The sequence below is a fragment of the Lysinibacillus sp. IITD104 genome (genome assembly GCF_036698265.2).
Classification (GTDB): domain Bacteria; phylum Bacillota; class Bacilli; order Bacillales_A; family Planococcaceae; genus Lysinibacillus; species Lysinibacillus boronitolerans.
Genome location: NZ_JBAHYH020000001.1, coordinates 233,638 through 252,604 on the forward strand (window position 1 = coordinate 233,638; position 18,967 = coordinate 252,604).

An 18,967-nucleotide genomic window follows, 5' to 3' on the forward strand; every position below is an offset into this window, starting at 1 on the left:
TGTTTTTTCAAAATGGCTTTCAAACCTTTCATTTTTCTAACTATATATATATAAAGTAGGTACATTAAAATAACCTTGGTACATTGTCTACTGTGCCAGGGTTTTGTTTTGTCATTATTACCGTTGAATTATAATCCTTAGAGCAGGAATTAAAACTTTTTTTAAAAAAAAATTGCTATTAATTAATGAGTTGTAGAAAGGTATCAAAAATAAACTTCTTAATTTTGATATGTATCAACATATGCATATATTCTCCACATTTATAGTCTATACTTTATTTTTAAATGTTCTGTAGAAAGGTTGCGTGAGAGTATTTGTTAGAACAATTAAATTTAATACTTGCATTTGGGGCTGGATTATTATCATTTGTATCACCTTGTTCATTACCATTGTATCCTGCTTTTCTATCTTATATAACAGGAATATCCTTTAATGAACTAAAAGAAGAGAAAGGGATCTTAAGACGAAAGTCTTTAATACATACCCTGCTTTTTTTACTTGGTTTTTCTATTATTTTTATGGCATTAGGTTTCTCAACTTCTTTTATCGGAAAGATTTTTATTCAGTATAAAGAGTTACTAAGGCAATTTGGAGCAATTTTCATGGTCTTTTTTGGATTAGTTATTCTAGGTTTCTTTAAATTCGATATTTTACAATCGGAAAAAAAGATTAGTTTTAAAAAAAGGCCCAAAGGATATTTTGGCTCAGTACTTATTGGTATGGGTTTTGCAGCTGGATGGACACCTTGTACTGGACCAATTCTTGCCGGAGTAATAGCTTTAGGAGTGTCTAACCCCGGGCAAGGAATGTTGTACATGTTATTTTATGTGCTAGGTTTCTCTATACCTTTCCTAATAATGTCCTTATTTATTGGAAAAATGAAGTTTCTTCAAAGAAAAAATGGACTGTTTATGAAAATAGGTGGTGCAATAATGATTCTGATGGGGGTTTTATTGTACTTTGATATGATGACTAAAATTATTGCGTTTTTAACACCTATTTTTGGAGGATTTACTGGCTTTTAGTTTTATATCATATAAGAGGGGAAGGAACCAAACTTAATTATGGATAAAAAAAAGAGACGATTTCTTATGCGTTCAATTATATTAATTGTATTATTTGGGGCAATATTATTTACAGTATATACAACTTTAACTAAAGAAAAAAATGAAGTATTACAAATAGGGGATAATGCTCCAAATTTTACTCTAGTTGATATGTATGGTGATAAACATAATTTGGAGGAATACAAAGGACAAGGTGTCTTTTTAAACTTTTGGGGGACTTGGTGCAAACCCTGTGAAAGGGAATTCCCAATTATAGATAGATATTATAAGGAATATAAAGAAAAAGGTATACAGGTATTAGCTATAAATATAGCAGAATCCGACTTCGTGGTTCAAAATTATATTGACCGAAAAGGTTTAACTTTTCCGGTATTAATTGACAAAAACAAAAGTGTAATGGAAGCATATAATATAAATCCATTACCAACGACTATTCTTATTAATTCAGAGGGTAAAATAGAAAAAATAATCACTGGAGAAATGAAAGAACAGGATATAAAGAGTTACATGGAACAAATTTTACCAGACTAAGTAATAATTTTTTAGACTAATAAGAGAGGTGAAAAAATTAGTGAACAAAATCTCTACAAAATTAGCATCGTGTTTTTTTATTGTAGTGCTAATAATGGATTTATTTCTTATGTTTTATCTTCATCGAAATATAATTAATTCGAGAGTTGAAGAAGAATATTATACATTATTGGCGAATGGTGCTAATCATAGAGATGTTTTAATTGAAAATTTTTCTGAAACTACAATAAAACATATCGTTTTGATGGAAAAAAGTAAAGATCGTGCGGTGATCATTACCGATAATAAAGGAAATATCATTGGTAGTTCAGATATTAGTGAATCTTTAAGTGGACAAATAGTTTCTTTAATAAAGAACGTAGACGTAGAAACAGATGAATTATTGACTTCTAACTGGAAAGAATCCCCTTATATTATGAGTGTGCATCCTTATATCTCAAATACAAATCAATCTGGATACGTTTTAATGCTACAAAGTACTGGTTCTCTTAATAAGATGGTTCATGAATTAACTGAACATTTTGGTATGGCAGGTGCTACAAGTTTTATTGTACTTTTTATTGTTTACGCGGTTCTGTCAAAAGTTATAACAAGACCTTTAATACGGATGAAAGAGGCAACAGAGAAATTAAGCAAAGGTGAGTTTAATGTAAAGCTTGCAATTAAAAGTAAAAACGAGCTTGGTGAGTTAGCAAGTTCAATTCAGAAATTAGCCAATGATTTAGAACGTTTAAAAACAGACCGGAATGAATTTCTGGCGTCAGTGGCTCATGAATTAAGTACACCGTTGACATATTTAATTGGATATTCAAAAGTAGCGATGAGAGAGAGTCTAAGTAAGAAACAAAGAGAACAGTATCTTGAAATTATTGTTGAAGAGTCCAATAGAATGAAGGAATTGGTAAAAAATTTATTAGACTTGGCTAGAATGGACGAAAACACATTTACTGTCATGAAAGAATCTTTCTCTGCTCGATATTTTTTCGAAGCAATATGTAAACTTGTTGCTCCTTCATATGATCTCAAGAATATTAAGTTGAACTTTGTTTGCACTGAAGATTTTCAAATATATGCTGACCCATTACGTTTAGAGCAAATTGTCATAAACCTATTGGATAATGCTTTGAAATATTCAAAGGAAAATACAGAGGTAACATTAAAGGCTTGTAAAAATGAAGGGAAAACAAGAATTGAGGTTATTGATACAGGTATTGGCATTCCACAAGAAGAAATTGACTTCATTTTTGAGAAGCTATATCGTGTTGAGAAATCACGTTCTCGTGCATATGGTGGTTCAGGAATTGGACTTGCTGTTGTGAAGGAATTAGTAGAAGCACACAATGGTACCATTGAAGTCAAAAGTAAACTTGGAGAAGGAAGTACATTTACGGTGATCATATAACACATGGAGGTTAAATATGCAGACAATTTTGATTGTGGATGATGAAGAAAGAATGCTCGATTTAGTCGAATTATTTTTAATTCCACATGGATATACCTGTATTAAAGAAAAGAGCGGAATAAAGGCAATAGAGAGAATTAAGAAAGAAAATATCGATCTCGTTTTATTAGATGTTATGATGCCTGAAATGGATGGATGGGATGTTTGTGAATCTATTCGTGAATTTTCAAAAGTACCCATTATAATGCTAACTGCAAGAGCTGATAAATCTGATTTAGCTAAGGGACTTTTATTAGGTGCAGATGACTATATATCCAAGCCATTCGATGAAAGAGAGTTAATAGCAAGAATCAATGCTGTTTTGCGTAGAATTGTCGGATTTGAAAAGGATAATGAAAATATCACTTTTAAAGATTTTGTTTTAGATAAAGAAACATATTCTCTACACTACCAAAATTCAAGTGTGCAACTTACTTTAAAAGAATTTTTAATTATAAAAGCATTAATATCTCGACCTTCTAAGACATTTACAAGAGAGGAATTACTGCATGCTGCATGGGAATATGAAACAGATACAGATACGCGGACTGTTGATTCACATATAAGAAATCTAAGAGAAAAATTAAGTAAATCTGACTTTCCTACCGATGAGTTCCTTAAAACGGTTTGGGGAATAGGGTATAAATGGAGTTAAAAGGAGAAAAGTATGAAAAATTACAAAATTTGGTTAGGTCTATTAGTTATTGTTTTAGTTTTAAGTGCTTGTAATTCAAAAGAAAAAGATAGTTATTCATTTGAAGAAGTGGATAACCCAAAAATTGAACATATACATGGTTTGGGATATATAAATGGTAAAAGTGATTTTGTAATTGCAACACATAGAGGATTGTATAAATATGGTGTAAAGGGTTGGGAAGAAGCGAACAGCCAAAAACATGACTATATGGGCTTTCAGGCGGTCAAAGATGGCTTCTATTCAAGTGGACATCCTGAGGAAGGCTCAAACCTTAAAAACCCTTTAGGAGTTATAAAAAGTACAGATGAAGGAGCAAATCTAGAACAATTAGCCTTTTACGGCGAAATTGATTTTCATTATCTTGCAGCTGGTTATGATTCGAATACAATCTATGTCATTAATGAAACACCTACAGAGAATATGAGTGGTGGATTGCATTATTCAATTGATGAAGGGAAGTCTTGGACTGAATCAGCTATGAATGGCTTTAATTCCGAGTTTGTTTCTAATTTATCAGCTCACCCTTCCAAAAAAGAAATAGTTGCAATTGGTAGTAAAGATGGAATCTTTGTTTCGAATGACTATGGAGTTAACTTTAAATTACTTAAGTCTACTCAAATGGTTACATACGTAACTTTAAATGAGAATGGGGGTTACTATACAAACTATGACTCAAATTCTGTTTCCCTTAGATCATTCTCATTGGATAGTAAAGAAGAAAAAAATATACAACTCCCAAACGAGATAATGCAAGACCCAATTATTTATATCGCTTCTAATCCTACTAATCGAGAAGAAATTACTTTTGTAACAAATAATCTTAACTTCTATCTTTCTAAGAACGAAGGGGAATCGTGGGATAAATTAGCTTCAGAAGGGGAATTAAAAATAAAATAAGGTTATTGAAGGGTGATTGAGATGTATAATTTGATGTCTCAAATTAGTCAAACCATAAGTGAACCAGTTTCTGTATTCTTAAATTCATATGAGCATTCCCCAATCATTATATCTATCCTCCTTGGGTTGATAGGTGCATTTGCTCCATGTCAACTGACTGGAAATATTAGCGCTATTACGTTATATGGTAATCGTACTATCCAATTAGGTAGTAATTGGAGAGAGATCGTTTCGTTTATTATGGGTAAAGTCATAGTATATAGTGCAATTGGTTTGTTGGCGTGGGCATTTGGACAAACATTTGAAAACAAAATAATTAATTTCTTTCCGGTTTTCCGAAAATTGATTGGTCCTCTATTAATACTTACCGGACTTGTGTTAATGGGGACAATAAAGTTAAGAATATTAAATCGAATTTCAAAGAACGTTCCTACTATACTAAAAGAAGGTTATATTGGTTCCTTTTTTCTAGGAGCTAGTTTTGCAATTGCATTCTGTCCAACAATGTTTGTACTCTATTTTGTATGGCTAATGCCAACCGTTATGTCGACTTCATATGGATTAGTGTTACCTGCAATATTTGGATTGGCAACATCAATACCTCTTGTCATCATCTTATTTTTTATATGGTACTTTGATATTAAGGGATTAGTAATGAAGAAAAGTATTAAAGTAGGTAGGTTTATTCAAAAAATAGCCGGAGTTACTCTTTTTATTATTGGAATTTTTGACACAATTACTTATTGGGGAATGTAAATATAAATAATTTAGAAACAAATAAAAGTACATTGCTTTTCAAACATTAATAGAAATCACTATTGTTACAAGTGTTAAGTTTAGATTACGTAACTTGTTCTCCATATTTTCTCCACATATTTTTTCTAAGATACATGTGTAGATTACTATGAGGAGAATAATAATATGGAAACACATTTAATAAAAAAGGTTGCGATTTTAGTAGTAATCTTCTTAATACTAGGTTCAAATTTTGTTTATAGAGTTCATGGCGCAATGAAGGTCGAATCTCCTTTGATTAGCAGTGAAGCTGCTATATTAATAGATGAAAAAACGGGGCGAATTTTATATGAAAAAAATCCAAATCAGAAGATGGCTCCTGCTAGCTTAACAAAGATAGCAACTGCAATATATGCAATTGAAAAAGGGAACCTAGAAGACATTGTCACAATTAGTAAAAATGCTAGAGAAGTTGAAGGAACTAGGGTTTTTTTAGAAGAAGGAGAAAAGGTTAATCTAAGAAAGCTTATTCAAGGCTTACTTGTGAATTCTGGTAATGATGCAGGTATTGCTATTGCTGAGCATTTGGATGGGTCTGTAAAACAGTTTTCGACTAGTATAAATAAATATTTAGAGAATATTGGAATACAAAATACGAACTTTGTAAATCCCCATGGACTATATGATCCAGATCATAAAACTACTGCACAAGATTTAGCAAAAATTACGAAATACGCAATGCAAAATAAGGAGTTTCGTAAAATTTTTGGTCTAAAGGAACTTAATTGGGATGGCAAATCGTGGGATACTACTCTTTATAGTCATCATAAATTAATGAGAGAGCGACCTTATGAAGGAATAACGGGTGGAAAGACTGGATATGTTGATGAATCAGGAATAACTCTTATAACAACAGCAACAAGAAACGATATATCGGTTATTGTCGTAACGCTTAAAGCGCAAACAGAAGACATGGCCTATAACGATACAATAGAACTTCTTGATTATGCATTTGAGAATTTTGAGTCTAGGAATATTCCGATGGGAAAAATATATAAAATTGATGAAATGTCCTTTAAGACCAAAGAAAAACTCGATTATATAGTTTTACAACATGAAACAGTTAGTCAAAGAATCTCTGGAAAGGGTCATTTAGAGCTATTAAATCAAAATCAGGATACTATCGCATCTTTTCAGTTAGAAAATGCCAATAGTAAAATAAATAAAAATGTAACTCATAAAGACACAGAGGACTCGAATTTAAATCAGGATGCATCGGTGTACACAAAATTTAGCGTAATGTTTATTTTCGTCCTATTCATCTATTTAAAGTTTATTCGAAAGAAGAAATTAATATAAATTAAGACAAAGAATGAGGTACATTTTTATCCTCATTCTTTTTTTGTTAAATAATAATTTTATTCAAATTACAATTCATAATTTTTGCATAACTTTGGGGTAAATTAAGATTAAATAAGAAATATTTTTTCTAGGAAACCTAGGAGAAATGAATTCAAGAAAAATGAGGGAACATTCACTAAAAAAATAGTACACATCTGATTTATATTTAGAGGAGTGATATTTGATGGAGAGAAAAGAAAAAAGAGACCACATCCACAATCATAATGTTTCGCATGAACCAATAACAAATCATATGCAAGATGTTCATGAAAATTACAGCCCTAACAATAAGAAAAATAATGAACACAATCATCATCAACATAATCAAAGCGAGGGTAACAACAAACACCATGGTCATTCGATTTCTGATTTTAAGAAAAGGTTTTGGGTATCTTTAGTATTAACGATTCCAATATCATATTTATCCATGATGATTCAGATGCTTCTTGGATATAAAGTAAATTTTGCTGGTGACACATTATTACTATTCTTACTTTCAACAATAGTCTTTTTCTATGGAGGAAAACCATTTTTACTTGGAGCATGGAGTGAATTGAAAAATAGAACTCCTGGGATGATGCTATTAATTACTCTTGCTATCGTAACAGCTTATGTCTATAGTTCACTAACAGCATTTTTCATTGAAGGAAGTGACTTCTTTTTTGAATTAGCAACCTTAATTGTTATTATGCTTCTTGGACATTGGATCGAAATGAGATCAATAATGGGTGCTTCAAAAGCATTAGAAGAGTTAATTAAATTAATGCCTAAAGAAGCTCATAAGTTAGATGCATCAGGCAACCTTATTGAAGTATCTGTTGAAGATTTAAAACCAGGTGATCAAATACTAGTAAAACCAGGCGAGAAAATTCCCATTGATGGAATAGTTTTTGAAGGACACTCTACAGTTGATGAATCGATGTTAACTGGGGAATCAATTCCTATTGAAAAAAAGGTAGGTATGGAGGCCATTGGGGGTTCAATTAATGGAGAGGGTGTACTAAAAATAAATGTTAGTAAAACAGGCAGTGACACTTATCTTGCACAAGTAATCCAATTAGTAAGCGATGCAGAAAAAACTAAATCAAAAGCTCAAGGATTTGCTGATACAGCCGCTAAATGGTTATTCTATGTCGCTATTGTTGCAGGTATTATCACACTGGTTTATTGGTGGTCAACAGATGACTTTGATTTTGCATTAGAAAGAATGGTGACAGTTTTAATAATTGCTTGTCCTCATGCTTTAGGTCTAGCTACTCCTTTAGTAACATCACGTTCTACATCTATTGCTGCTAAGAAGGGTTTATTAATTAGGAATCGTACTTCATTTGAAAACGCATTTAAAATCAATAGAATTGTGTTTGATAAAACTGGTACCTTAACTGAAGGTAATTTTGGTATAACGGATATTCATCCAGTTACAGGGGTTAGCGAAAAAGAATTATTAAAGCTTGCTTACTCTGTAGAAATTCAATCTGAACATCCAATAGCAAAGGGAATTGTAAAAGAGGGTAAGAAGCAAAATATAAAAGTATCTGAAGTAAAAGGTTTTAAAAATTTAACAGGTAAAGGGTTAGTGGCTAATGTTAACGGGTCTGAAATTGCAATTGTTAGTCCAAATGTTTTAAAAGAAAAAAATATTAGCTTCGATGAAAGTACTTACGAAAAACTTGCACAACAAGGTAAAACCGTTATTTTTATATTAAAGGATAATGTATTTTTAGGCATGATTGCTTTAGCAGACATAATAAGGGATTCCTCTTATAAGGTTATAAAAGAATTGAGTGATTTAGGTATTGAAACCGTTATGATGACAGGTGATAACGTGCGTGTAGCAAAATATGTTGGTGAAAAACTAGGCATGACGAAAGTTATTGCTGAAGTATTACCCCATGAAAAAGCTAATAAGGTGAAAGGACTAAAAGAAGAAAATTCGAAAGTTGCAATGGTTGGTGACGGTGTTAATGATGCGCCTGCACTGGCTGAATCAGATTTAGGTATTGCGATCGGTGCAGGCACAGATGTGGCCATTGAAACTGCAGATGTAGTACTGGTAAACAGCAATCCAGAGGACATTCTGAATACATTAAAGCTATCGAAAGCTAGTCATAAAAAAATGGTCCAAAATTTAGGGTGGGCAGCTGGTTATAACATTCTTGCAATTCCACTAGCTGCAGGCGTTTTATATAGTGTAGGTATTGTTATTACACCTGCAATTGGAGCTGCTGTCATGTCCTTAAGTACGATTATATGTGCAATAAATGCACAATTGCTCAAAATCGAATAAGTAAAGATGAAGCAAAAAATTCGTCAAATATAATTTGACGAATTTTTATTATATTGTAAAAAAAAGATTCCAATTTCCTGATTAGTTAAAACTATATATTAAATTTTACATATAGTATATCAGAAGCTTAGTGAACAGAGGGGGGATATAAGTGTGTATAAATAACAACTTTATAGAAGATCAAGCTTTTCATATAACAGAAAAGATTTTGGGGAACTCCATATACAAAGTGGTGAGGATTGAAGGCTCGAGAAGCAATACTCATAATCAAAAATCGAACGGGGAGAACCTTATAACAAAACTAATTTTAGAAGACGAGAATGGTGTATTTTATTCAATTAAACCTGATCAATTTGGTCTTATGTTCGCAAATGGAGAAGTTAGTTATAAAAAATACTGTCGATTGCAAAAAAAAGATGACTTAAAAGTAATTAGTTATTCAATCATAGGAATGGGAATCATAATTAGTATGATGATAGGTCTCATGAAGCTTCTCTTAGTTTAATAGGGTATTCGGATTTTATGGTGGAAAAGGGCTTATAAATCACCCTTCTCCAAATTCTTAATAAGTGTGGAAAAATCGACACCAAAGTTGTCTGTAATGTCGTGATCATTCACTTCATACCAATTGAAAGTATCGTATAACATAGCTTTATTGAAAGCACTTGAATTAAATCGTGGCTTACGCTTTTTATGGAGCTTCTCATTGAAAAGGATTTTGGCTCGTAAGGCATCAAACGAGTAACCTCTACCCATTCGCTCTACCTGCCTAATAATGCTGTTAATTGACTCCGTATAAGCATTAGTGAGCCTTTTATCAAAGTAGTTGAATATTTCGACATGTCAGTTGTCTACGGCTCTCACGAGGTCTTTATATGCGTCTTTAGAGTTGCTGGACATACAACGGTGTCTCCATTGACTATAACGAAGATGACCTTCATCTGGATCAGGAGTATCCCATATCCAGTAAAACTCTTCTTTGAGTTCATAGGCTTCTTTTAAAGCAGGAAGATTACCTAACCAAGTATCTAAGAGGAATGATTCACGTTCATTTAGATCGTGTTTACGCTTTAGAAGGATAAACCTTTCACGCATAAGGGTACGTCTTTCTTTTTGGCTCATATGGGCTTTCAAAGACTTTCTGACGTTATCTAAGGCTTGATTAGCCATTCTAACTACATGAAACTTATCTACGACAACTTTAGCGTGTGGAAGGATAGTGTTCACTGCGTCTTTGTAGGGCTTCCACATATCCATTGTGACGTACTCAATGTAAGTCCTGTCACTGATTTCTGAAAGACGTTGGATGACTGTTTCCTTGTTACGGTTAGGCTTGATGTCATAAATAGTCCTGCGTTCAATATTAGTCAATACAAGCCGAGGTCTACGGATAATATGTATCTCGTCTATCCCAAGCCACTTAGGAGTTTCAAACTGGTATTCACGTTCTTTGAGTGCCACATAGTCCTTAAAAACGTTCCTAATGGTTTTCTCGTCAACACCAACGCTTTCTGCGACTTCTACAAAGGTCTTAGACATGGATTGCTCTTGAATGGACTTTAAAAGCCTTTTGGTCATACTACGCTTTTCATCTACAGATATTAGGCGTTCCCAGAAGGTAGATCCGCATTCACGACACTTGTATCGTCTACGGTTCAATTGTAAGCCCACTCGCTTTAAACGAATGGGCAAATCCATAATTAGTTGATTTCTTGAACTGTGTTTGTACAACTTGTCAAAACCACATTCAGGACAACGTTCAGGTGGTCCGACTGCTTCAACTTTAAACATCATATCGGTTTCATTTTCTTGTGGCGGTTCTATTGTTTTAATGTCTGGTAGGGATAATAAGTCTGACATATTATTCATCCTTTATTACTCTGCGGTGTTAAGGTATCAATTATAGATTTGATGTCGAAATCATCAGTGTTAAATTATTTTTGTGACCACAAATGCACTTAGAAAATCCCTTAAAGCATTAGCTGGTTCACTTGAATAGGGAGTTGTAAAAAAGTTCCCTTAGCCTGCACAACAAGATAATTTCGAAATATCTTTATCGAACGTAAGTGCAGCTAATTTTAGCCCTTCAGCCATTGTTAAATATGGTGCTAGGGTTTCTGTTAAATCTTCTATCGTTAAGCCAAATTTAACAGCTAATGATGCTGCATAGATGACATCTCCTGCATTCTCAGATACAATATGAACCCCTAATACTTTTAGTGTTTCTGCATCTGCTACTAGTTTAAATACACCGGTTGTTTCACGGTTTACAATTGCTCTTGGAACAGCATCTAAAGGTAATACAGATGTCTTCACATCATACCCTTTCTCTTTTGCTTGTTCTTCTGTTAAACCAACCGTTGCAACCGTCGGATTCGTAAACGTAACAGCAGGAACTACCGATAAATCTATTTTTTTGTTTAATCCACCAATAGCATTATCAGTAATAATTCCACCTTCATAGGCTGCTACATATACAAATTGTGGTCCTAAAGTCACATCTCCTGCTGCATAAATCTTTTCATTACTTGTTTGACCAAAATCATTGATCAGGATTTCATTATTTTTTCCAGTTTCAACACCTGCTGCACTTAAATTTAAAGAATCCGTATTTGGTTTTCTTCCAGTGGCAACAAGTAACTGATCTGATTCAATGACTTCTCTACTGCCATTTACTGTTACGTAAACCCTTTTTATCTCTCCACTTTGTTCAACACGCTCAAAAGTTGCCCCTTTGACAAGGTTTATACCCTGTTCAATTAACGCTTTTTCAACTGACTCTGAAATCTCAGGATCATACTCCTTTAAAAGTCGCTCACTTCTTTGCATAAGCGTTATTTCTGAACCTAAATGATGAAATAGTTGTCCAAGCTCCATTCCAATGTATCCTGAACCAATTACAGTTAATCGTTTTGGTATTTTCTTTAACTCAAGAAGTGTTGTACTAGTTAAATAGTCCATTTTTTCAAGTCCTGAAATTTGGGGCAACGAAGGCGATGCACCTGTTGCAATTAAAAAGCGTTTTGCAGATAACTTTGCCCCATTGACCTCAACCGTACTAGCATCAACGAATTTTGCTTCACCTTTAATTAAATCAAAATTATATTCATCAATTAAATCCATATATTTTTGATTCCGAAGTTCGCTCACCAATTTATCCTTTTGCGTGATTAAACTAGCTAAATCCACTTCTCCAGCGGATGTTTGTAAACCTATAAACGGATTGTCTTTTGATAAATGATTGATTTCCCCTGCCCTAAGAAGAGTTTTTGACGGAACACAGCCAATATTCACACAGGTTCCCCCAACCGTTCCACGCTCAATCATTCCAACTTTTGCACCGTATTCTATAGCTTTAATTGCCGAAGAAAAGGCAGCAGCACCAGAACCAATAATAAGAAGGTCATAATTGTCTTCATTAATTAACGCCACGTTTTCTAGTGATGATACTTCTTCAATTTCTCCGGCTTGGTAATTTGCTTCATCAATCGCCTTTATTGCACTTTCAACCTCAATATCATCGGGCAGTTCAAATACTGCTTCACCACGACGATAACTAGACTCAATATTTTTAGCACCTATCTTTTCAAGTGCTGATTCTACGTGTTTTTCACAACCCGTACAAGTCATTCCTGAAATGTTTACCTTAAATTTATTCATAAAAAAGCTCCTTTCGTTAATTAATCTCTCATGTTAATGTTTCTATTATTGGACACGAATGTAATTGCTTTTCATCTGGACATCGTTGTTTTAAGTCGTCTAACATAGTTTCAATTCGTTTTAAATCCTCTATTTGTTTTTGCACTTCCTTTTGTTTTTTAGAAACAAATTCGAACATATCTTGACAACGAACTTCATCTTTATCTACAACACCAAGTAATTTATAAATCTCGCTTAAAGAAAAACCAAGTTCCTGTATTCGTTTAATAAACCCAACACGCTTAACGTCATCATATGAATATATCCGATAACCAGCTTCCGTTCGGTGAGGTTCTTGTAATAAATTTTTTCGCTCGTAATATCTGATCGTTTCTTTATTAACTCCACATTTATCTGCAAACTCACTAATGCGATAAATCATCTTATTTCACCCCATGAATATTATAAACCGTGTACCATAGTACACGGTCAAGTAAATTGGACTATTTTATTTTTTTCCCAAAGTATCACTCGTATGTGATTGATACTTTTATATAATACTATTGATTATCCTAACATCCCACCAGAAAATCCGATTTAAACACCAGTTGTTTTTAAACTATTAAGAAAGTAATTCCACTATATATTCCGAAGACCCGTTTAATATCAATAGGGAAGATTAGTTATGATTGAATGGGGTATATAGTAAATAGGAGTGGTTATAATAAGACAGACTAAATTAACAGGAGGTATTTAAAATTGAAAATGAGCTATGAAGAATGTATTAAAGCTTGTCTAGAGTGTATGAAGGAATGTAATAAATGTTATCATGAATGTCTAGAAGAAGATGATGTTAAAATGTTAGCGGAGTGCATTCGTACCCTTAGAGAATGTGCCGATATTTGTGCATTTTCTGCTAAATCGATGCAGTCTGGTAGTCCATTCGTAAAGCAAATTTGTCAATTATGTGCTGAGATTTGTCAGGCATGTGGTGATGTTTGTAAAAAACATGAACATCATAAACATTGCCAAGAATGTGCAGAAACATGTTACCGATGCGCTGAAGTATGTAAAAAAATGGCTGTGTAGAAGATTTGATTTTATAAATGAAGAATCAATGATAAATAAAAGTAATTCTTCTAACGCGAAAATGTTTTAAACTCTGCTTATTTAGGAGCAGAGTTTTTTGATGGACTGCTAAAAAATTTAATTAAGTCACAGTGTTTGAATGTTAAATAAACGTGATATTTAACATATACTGCATAATTAGTGACGCATATAGTAAATTAAAACACCACTTTACATACCTAACTGGGGTATGGTAACATGAATGTGTGTTTAGAGGAGGTTGATAATTTACGGTGATGATGTAATTACAAATTTATCGTTTAAAGAAAGCTTGTTTGATAATGATAAACTGCATTAAAAGTGATGAAGCCAATATAAGTTAAAATCACAATTCGAAAGTTAAAAGGAAATATAAAAAAATTATTAATACCCTTTTACATTTTATAAAAATATTTCAAAAGAGAGGGATTTTTATGGAAAATAGAATCTTAAAGGTAACTGGAATGTCATGTGGTCATTGTGTAAATACTGTTGAAAAAAGTTTAGGGAAATTAGAAGGTGTTGATCAAGTAAACGTGAATTTAAAAGATGCACAAGTTGAAGTATCGTTTAATGAATCCCAAGTATCGCTTGAGAAAATTAAGGAAACAATAGAAGAACAGGGATATGAGGTAAAATAATATTTTTGAGAGTGCATAAATGCACTCTCTTGTTTTCAAAAATATATACCCCTATTGGGTATGAGGAAGGTGAACAGCATCATGAGTAATACATTAAAAGAAGCGAGCATTCAGATCACAGGAATGACCTGTGCAGCTTGTGCAACTCGTATAGAAAAAGGTTTAAATAAAATGGATGGTGTGGAACAAGCGACTGTTAATTTAGCGCTTGAAAAATCATCTATTAAGTACAATCCAGCAAAATTAAGTGAAGAAGATTTCGAAAAAAAAATAGAAGCACTTGGTTATGGGGTTGTTAAACAAAAGGCGGAACTTGATATTACAGGTATGACATGTGCAGCTTGTGCAACTCGCATTGAAAAAGGGTTAAATAAGTTAAGTGGTATCTCTTCTGCCAATGTTAACTTAGCCCTGGAAAAAGCAATGATTGAGTTTAATCCATCTGAAGTGTCAATCGTAGACATCATTGCGAAGGTGGAGAAATTGGGCTATGGGGCTCATCAAAAGGCTGATGAACAGGAAACAGTGGACCATCGAGAAAAGGCCATTAAACAGCAACAACGAAAATTTATTTTATCGGCTATTCTTTCTTTACCGCTGCTTTGGACGATGGTTGGACATTTTTCCTTTACATCATTTTTATATGTCCCAGAATTTCTAATGAATCCGTGGATCCAAATGGTATTGGCTACTCCTGTGCAATTTATTGTTGGTAAGCAATTCTATGTAGGGGCATATAAAGCTTTACGTAATGGTAGTGCTAATATGGACGTACTTGTGGTCATGGGGACATCAGCAGCTTATTTCTATAGTGTTTATCAAGCGATTGTGACGATAGGGTCGCATCATGGTCCAAATCTTTATTTTGAAACGAGTGCTGTATTAATTACATTAATATTATTAGGTAAATTATTTGAAGCCAAAGCAAAAGGACGCTCATCTGAAGCCATAAAAAAACTAATGGGACTTCAAGCTAAAACCGCTATTGTTGTACGTGACGGTGTAGAAAAAGAGGTTCCTTTAGAAGAAGTTATCATTGGCGATGTTATTCTAGTGAAACCAGGTGAAAAGATACCTGTAGATGGTGAGGTAATAGAGGGAACAACAGCTGTTGATGAATCAATGCTTACAGGTGAAAGTTTACCAGTTGATAAAAAGCAAGGCGATCAATTATTTGGATCGACGATTAATAAAAATGGATTTATTAAAATGACAGCGACAAAGGTTGGTCGTGACACAGCGTTAGCACAAATCATTAAAGTGGTTGAGGATGCTCAAGGATCAAAAGCACCAATTCAACGCTTAGCAGATCAAATTTCGGGGGTTTTTGTACCAATTGTTGTTGGCATTGCAATTGTCACATTTTTAGTTTGGATCATTTGGGTTCGCCCAGGAGAATTTACACCAGCTTTAGAGGTCTTAATTGCAGTACTTGTAATCGCTTGCCCTTGTGCGCTTGGGTTAGCAACGCCAACCTCCATAATGGCAGGTTCAGGTCGTGCAGCTGAATTTGGTATTTTATTTAAAGGTGGAGAACATTTAGAACAAACACAAAGTATTGATACAGTGGTTGTAGATAAAACAGGTACAGTAACACATGGTAAGCCTGTTCTTACAGACGTTCTTTTAGATTCAGAGCAGGAGGAAGCTCGTTTTTTATCATTAATTGGGGCTGCTGAAAAACAGTCAGAGCATCCGTTAGCAGAAGCTATAGTACAGGGCATAGAAAAACGTGGCATAGCATTAGGAGAAGTTCAATTTTTTGAGGCTATTCCAGGTTATGGTGTGCAGGCAACTGTGTCAGGTCAAGGAGTTGTCATTGGTACACGAAAATTAATGCAACAATACGGAATCAATATTGATAATATTTTACCAACAATGGAGCAGTTAGAGCGAAACGGTAAAACAGCAATGCTTGCTGCCATTAATGGTCAGTATGCAGGCTTAGTAGCTGTTGCTGATACAGTTAAAGATACGTCAAAAGAGGCAATCCACCGACTACAGAATATGGGCATTACAGTCATTATGATGACTGGTGATAATGAACGTACAGCTCAAGCGATAGGAACAGAAGTAGGCGTGAATCAAGTTATCGCTGAAGTATTGCCTGAAGGTAAAGCAGACGAGGTGAAAAAGCTACAAGCACAAGGGAAAAATGTAGCGATGGTGGGAGATGGTATTAATGATGCTCCGGCATTGGCCACAGCAAATATCGGTATGGCCATTGGTACAGGAACGGATGTTGCCATGGAAGCTGCTGATATTACGTTAATTCGTGGCGATTTAAATAGTATTGCAGATGCTATTTTAATGAGTCGAAAAACAATGCGGAATATTAAGCAAAACCTATTTTGGGCATTTGCCTACAATACTTTGGGTATTCCTATTGCTGCAATAGGTCTACTTGCTCCATGGGTAGCAGGTGCGGCGATGGCATTTAGTTCTGTATCTGTAGTTTTAAATGCATTACGCTTACAAAGAGTAAAATTAGATAATAAATAACCCTTTAATTCAATTGTAAACTTTACTCTATTGGGTTTACTTATAAAGAAATACGCAATAGTTTAACTGACATAATTTAACTTACTATTTTCATCAGATAAACCATCCTTAGGTAGGTAAAGAGCAAAATAAATTAATTGTTTGGGAAAGTATGGAGGAAAATTGGTATGAGTAATGAAGATAAAAAAATTAAAATTGCCGTTAATGGGGGAATAGAATTTGGGGCAAAACTAAATTCTAAACAACTTTTAACGATCACCAAATATATGGAAGACGACGCACAGCTTGAGTTAACAACCTTCCAACAACTCTATCTAGAAATTCCGGAAAATAAAAAAGAAGAAATAATTGAAGAATTCAACCGTGTTAATTTATCTTGTTATCCAGTTGGCAACTTTGTAAAGAGTTTGAGAACATGTAATTTTTGCAAAGGAGAAGAAGAAGAGGGGATGCCAGTAGCAAAAGAAATAAATAATCGTATAGCAGGAAAAGCTGTACCATTCACTCTTAAAGTTGCATACACAGGTTGCCCTGTTGGTTGCGGTGAACCAATGTTAAGTGATATAGGGATTATGAAAATTAAAGACCATTACAATTTATATGTTGGAGGAAAAGCAAAAGGGAAAGATGCAGAGGTGGGATCTTTGTTGCAAGAGAATCTAACACCAGATGAATTGTACGATAAAATAGAAAAGATTATAAATGTATATTCACAGAATGGAAAAAAACGAGAAACGTTTTTCAAATTTTTAAAACGGATAGGAAAAGAAGAGTTAATAAATTAGTTTTACTCTAAGAAGTTCTGGGAAGGTTATAATGGCGGCTCTGAATAAATGAGCCGCCATTTTTAATTTAAGTCCTCGAACAAAATTTATCGAGTTAATCGTTCTATAAAGATATTTAATTGATTTAATGTTACTTTGTCGTTTACGCCAAATGTGCCATCACCTTTACCTTGCGTAATCTTATTTGATGAAAGAACTGCTATAAAATTTTTGGCCCAATGAGTACTCGTTACATCTGTAAAATTCTTTGGTTCTCCTTGTTGTTCTAAATCAAATGCTTCAACTAAAACCTTTGCTAATTGACCGCGAGTAATCGGTGAATTTGGGTTAAATTTACCATTACTATCTCCATTAAAAATTCCAAGTTTTTTTAGTGCTACTATAGCTCCAGCTTGTTCAGAAGATGATTTAACATCAGGGAAACTTGAGTTTGTATCACTTGTATCTAATGCTAAAGCTTTAGCAAGCTGTATGGCTACTGCTCCACGTGAGGCATAAATGGAAAAGTCTATCTCTTCACCTTTAACTTCTGCTTGAGCTATTTCATTTGTAGTAAAGTTTGCAATACGTTTTGCACCTATATAACGAGAACCCCAATAGTAAGGATCGTTTAATTTATCAATTCTAACACCCGAACTTGGAGTAGCTGATATAAAATTACCATTCTCTATGTATATTCCAACGTGAGATATGCCGTTGCCTGAAGTATTAAAAAATACGAGGTCACCTGCTTTTAAACTATCTTTAGAAACAGAAGTACCTTGCTGATATTGGTCTTTAGATGTGCGCTCTAAAGAAATACCTAACTTAGAAAATATAAACTTTGTATATGCTGAACAATCTACACCTGTATTAATATCATTCCCACCATATTTATAAGGAGCTCCTATATAATCTTTCGCTGTACTCGTCAAATCAGTAACTGATGCTGCTTCAGCATCATTCATACCTATTCCTGAAAAAATTACAAATGACGCAAAAACCGGTAGTAACCATCTCTTTTTCACTAAACTTACTCCTTTCGAAAAGCAATCGCTTTTTTGATTAAAGTAAGAATAGCATGGAATAGAGATACTAAATTTTTCATTTATATTACTGATTTGTGCAGAATATTAAAATTGGTGACTTAATATACTCGGTGTAATCTCACTGCAATAATAACTAGGTGATGTTACTTGAAGATAAATAAAACTTAAATCAAGTAATAATAAAATAAATACTCTCTTTCGAGCATACC

Annotated in this window: 15 protein-coding genes and 1 pseudogene; 12 read left to right on the plus strand and 4 right to left on the minus strand. The window is 33.6% G+C overall.

What is annotated here, in order from left to right; all coding sequences use genetic code 11:
• Positions 1-314: 314 nt before the first annotated feature.
• The 8 genes from V1L66_RS01230 (at position 315) to V1L66_RS01265 (ending at position 9,056) form a co-directional block, all read left to right on the plus strand.
• On the plus strand, positions 315-1,025 hold the full coding sequence (locus V1L66_RS01230; RefSeq protein WP_009374095.1) for a cytochrome c biogenesis CcdA family protein: 711 nt from the start codon (positions 315-317) through the stop codon (positions 1,023-1,025).
• A gap of 39 nt (positions 1,026-1,064) precedes the next feature.
• On the plus strand, positions 1,065-1,598 hold the full coding sequence (resA, locus tag V1L66_RS01235; protein WP_036075026.1) for a thiol-disulfide oxidoreductase ResA: 534 nt from the start codon (positions 1,065-1,067) through the stop codon (positions 1,596-1,598).
• Positions 1,599-1,638: 40 nt separating this feature from the next.
• Positions 1,639-3,000, plus strand: coding sequence for a HAMP domain-containing sensor histidine kinase (locus tag V1L66_RS01240; protein ID WP_009374093.1), 1,362 nt, complete (start codon positions 1,639-1,641; stop codon positions 2,998-3,000).
• A gap of 16 nt (positions 3,001-3,016) precedes the next feature.
• Complete coding sequence (locus V1L66_RS01245; protein ID WP_009374092.1) at positions 3,017-3,694, plus strand: response regulator transcription factor; 678 nt, start codon at positions 3,017-3,019, stop codon at positions 3,692-3,694.
• Between the two features lie 12 nt (positions 3,695-3,706).
• Positions 3,707-4,633, plus strand: coding sequence for a F510_1955 family glycosylhydrolase (locus V1L66_RS01250; RefSeq protein ID WP_009374091.1), 927 nt, complete (start codon positions 3,707-3,709; stop codon positions 4,631-4,633).
• 21 nt (positions 4,634-4,654) lie between these two features.
• Positions 4,655-5,389 carry a sulfite exporter TauE/SafE family protein gene (locus V1L66_RS01255; RefSeq protein ID WP_009374090.1) on the plus strand — a complete coding sequence of 245 codons (735 nt, stop codon included), beginning with the start codon at positions 4,655-4,657 and terminating at the stop codon, positions 5,387-5,389.
• A 165-nt stretch (positions 5,390-5,554) separates the two neighbouring features.
• A complete protein-coding gene (locus V1L66_RS01260; protein ID WP_009374089.1) occupies positions 5,555-6,727 on the plus strand; it encodes a D-alanyl-D-alanine carboxypeptidase family protein in 1,173 nt (390 codons plus the stop codon).
• Between the two features lie 226 nt (positions 6,728-6,953).
• Positions 6,954-9,056, plus strand: a complete 2,103-nt coding sequence (locus V1L66_RS01265; protein WP_009374088.1) for a copper-translocating P-type ATPase — start codon at positions 6,954-6,956, stop codon at positions 9,054-9,056.
• Positions 9,057-9,593: 537 nt separating this feature from the next.
• Here the strand turns inward: V1L66_RS01265 and V1L66_RS01270 are convergent.
• The 3 genes and pseudogenes from V1L66_RS01270 to merR form a co-directional block, all read right to left on the minus strand.
• Positions 9,594-10,916, minus strand: a pseudogene (locus tag V1L66_RS01270) (ISL3 family transposase).
• Positions 10,917-11,075: 159 nt separating this feature from the next.
• Entirely contained in the window at positions 11,076-12,716 is a 1,641-nt protein-coding gene (gene merA, locus V1L66_RS01275; RefSeq protein WP_002440486.1) for a mercury(II) reductase, read from the minus strand.
• Between the two features lie 28 nt (positions 12,717-12,744).
• The gene (merR, locus tag V1L66_RS01280; RefSeq protein ID WP_001863748.1) at positions 12,745-13,137 is read right to left on the minus strand and encodes an Hg(II)-responsive transcriptional regulator; all 393 of its coding nucleotides are present in this window, start codon (positions 13,135-13,137) and stop codon (positions 12,745-12,747) included.
• A 317-nt stretch (positions 13,138-13,454) separates the two neighbouring features.
• Here merR and V1L66_RS01285 point away from each other — a divergent pair, with 317 nt between their 5' ends.
• From V1L66_RS01285 to V1L66_RS01300, 4 genes are all read left to right on the plus strand, one after another.
• Entirely contained in the window at positions 13,455-13,784 is a 330-nt protein-coding gene (locus V1L66_RS01285) for a four-helix bundle copper-binding protein (RefSeq protein ID WP_009374082.1), read from the plus strand.
• Between the two features lie 452 nt (positions 13,785-14,236).
• Positions 14,237-14,443: a copper chaperone CopZ gene (gene copZ, locus V1L66_RS01290; protein WP_009374080.1), complete on the plus strand. Its 207-nt coding sequence runs from the start codon at positions 14,237-14,239 to the stop codon at positions 14,441-14,443.
• A gap of 81 nt (positions 14,444-14,524) precedes the next feature.
• On the plus strand, positions 14,525-16,945 hold the full coding sequence (locus V1L66_RS01295) for a heavy metal translocating P-type ATPase (RefSeq protein ID WP_009374078.1): 2,421 nt from the start codon (positions 14,525-14,527) through the stop codon (positions 16,943-16,945).
• 167 nt (positions 16,946-17,112) lie between these two features.
• On the plus strand, positions 17,113-17,730 hold the full coding sequence (locus V1L66_RS01300) for a nitrite and sulphite reductase 4Fe-4S domain-containing protein (RefSeq protein WP_009374077.1): 618 nt from the start codon (positions 17,113-17,115) through the stop codon (positions 17,728-17,730).
• Positions 17,731-17,816: 86 nt separating this feature from the next.
• Here V1L66_RS01300 and V1L66_RS01305 read toward each other — a convergent pair whose 3' ends face one another.
• Positions 17,817-18,737 carry a C40 family peptidase gene (locus V1L66_RS01305; RefSeq protein WP_009374075.1) on the minus strand — a complete coding sequence of 307 codons (921 nt, stop codon included), beginning with the start codon at positions 18,735-18,737 and terminating at the stop codon, positions 17,817-17,819.
• Positions 18,738-18,967 lie beyond the last annotated feature (230 nt).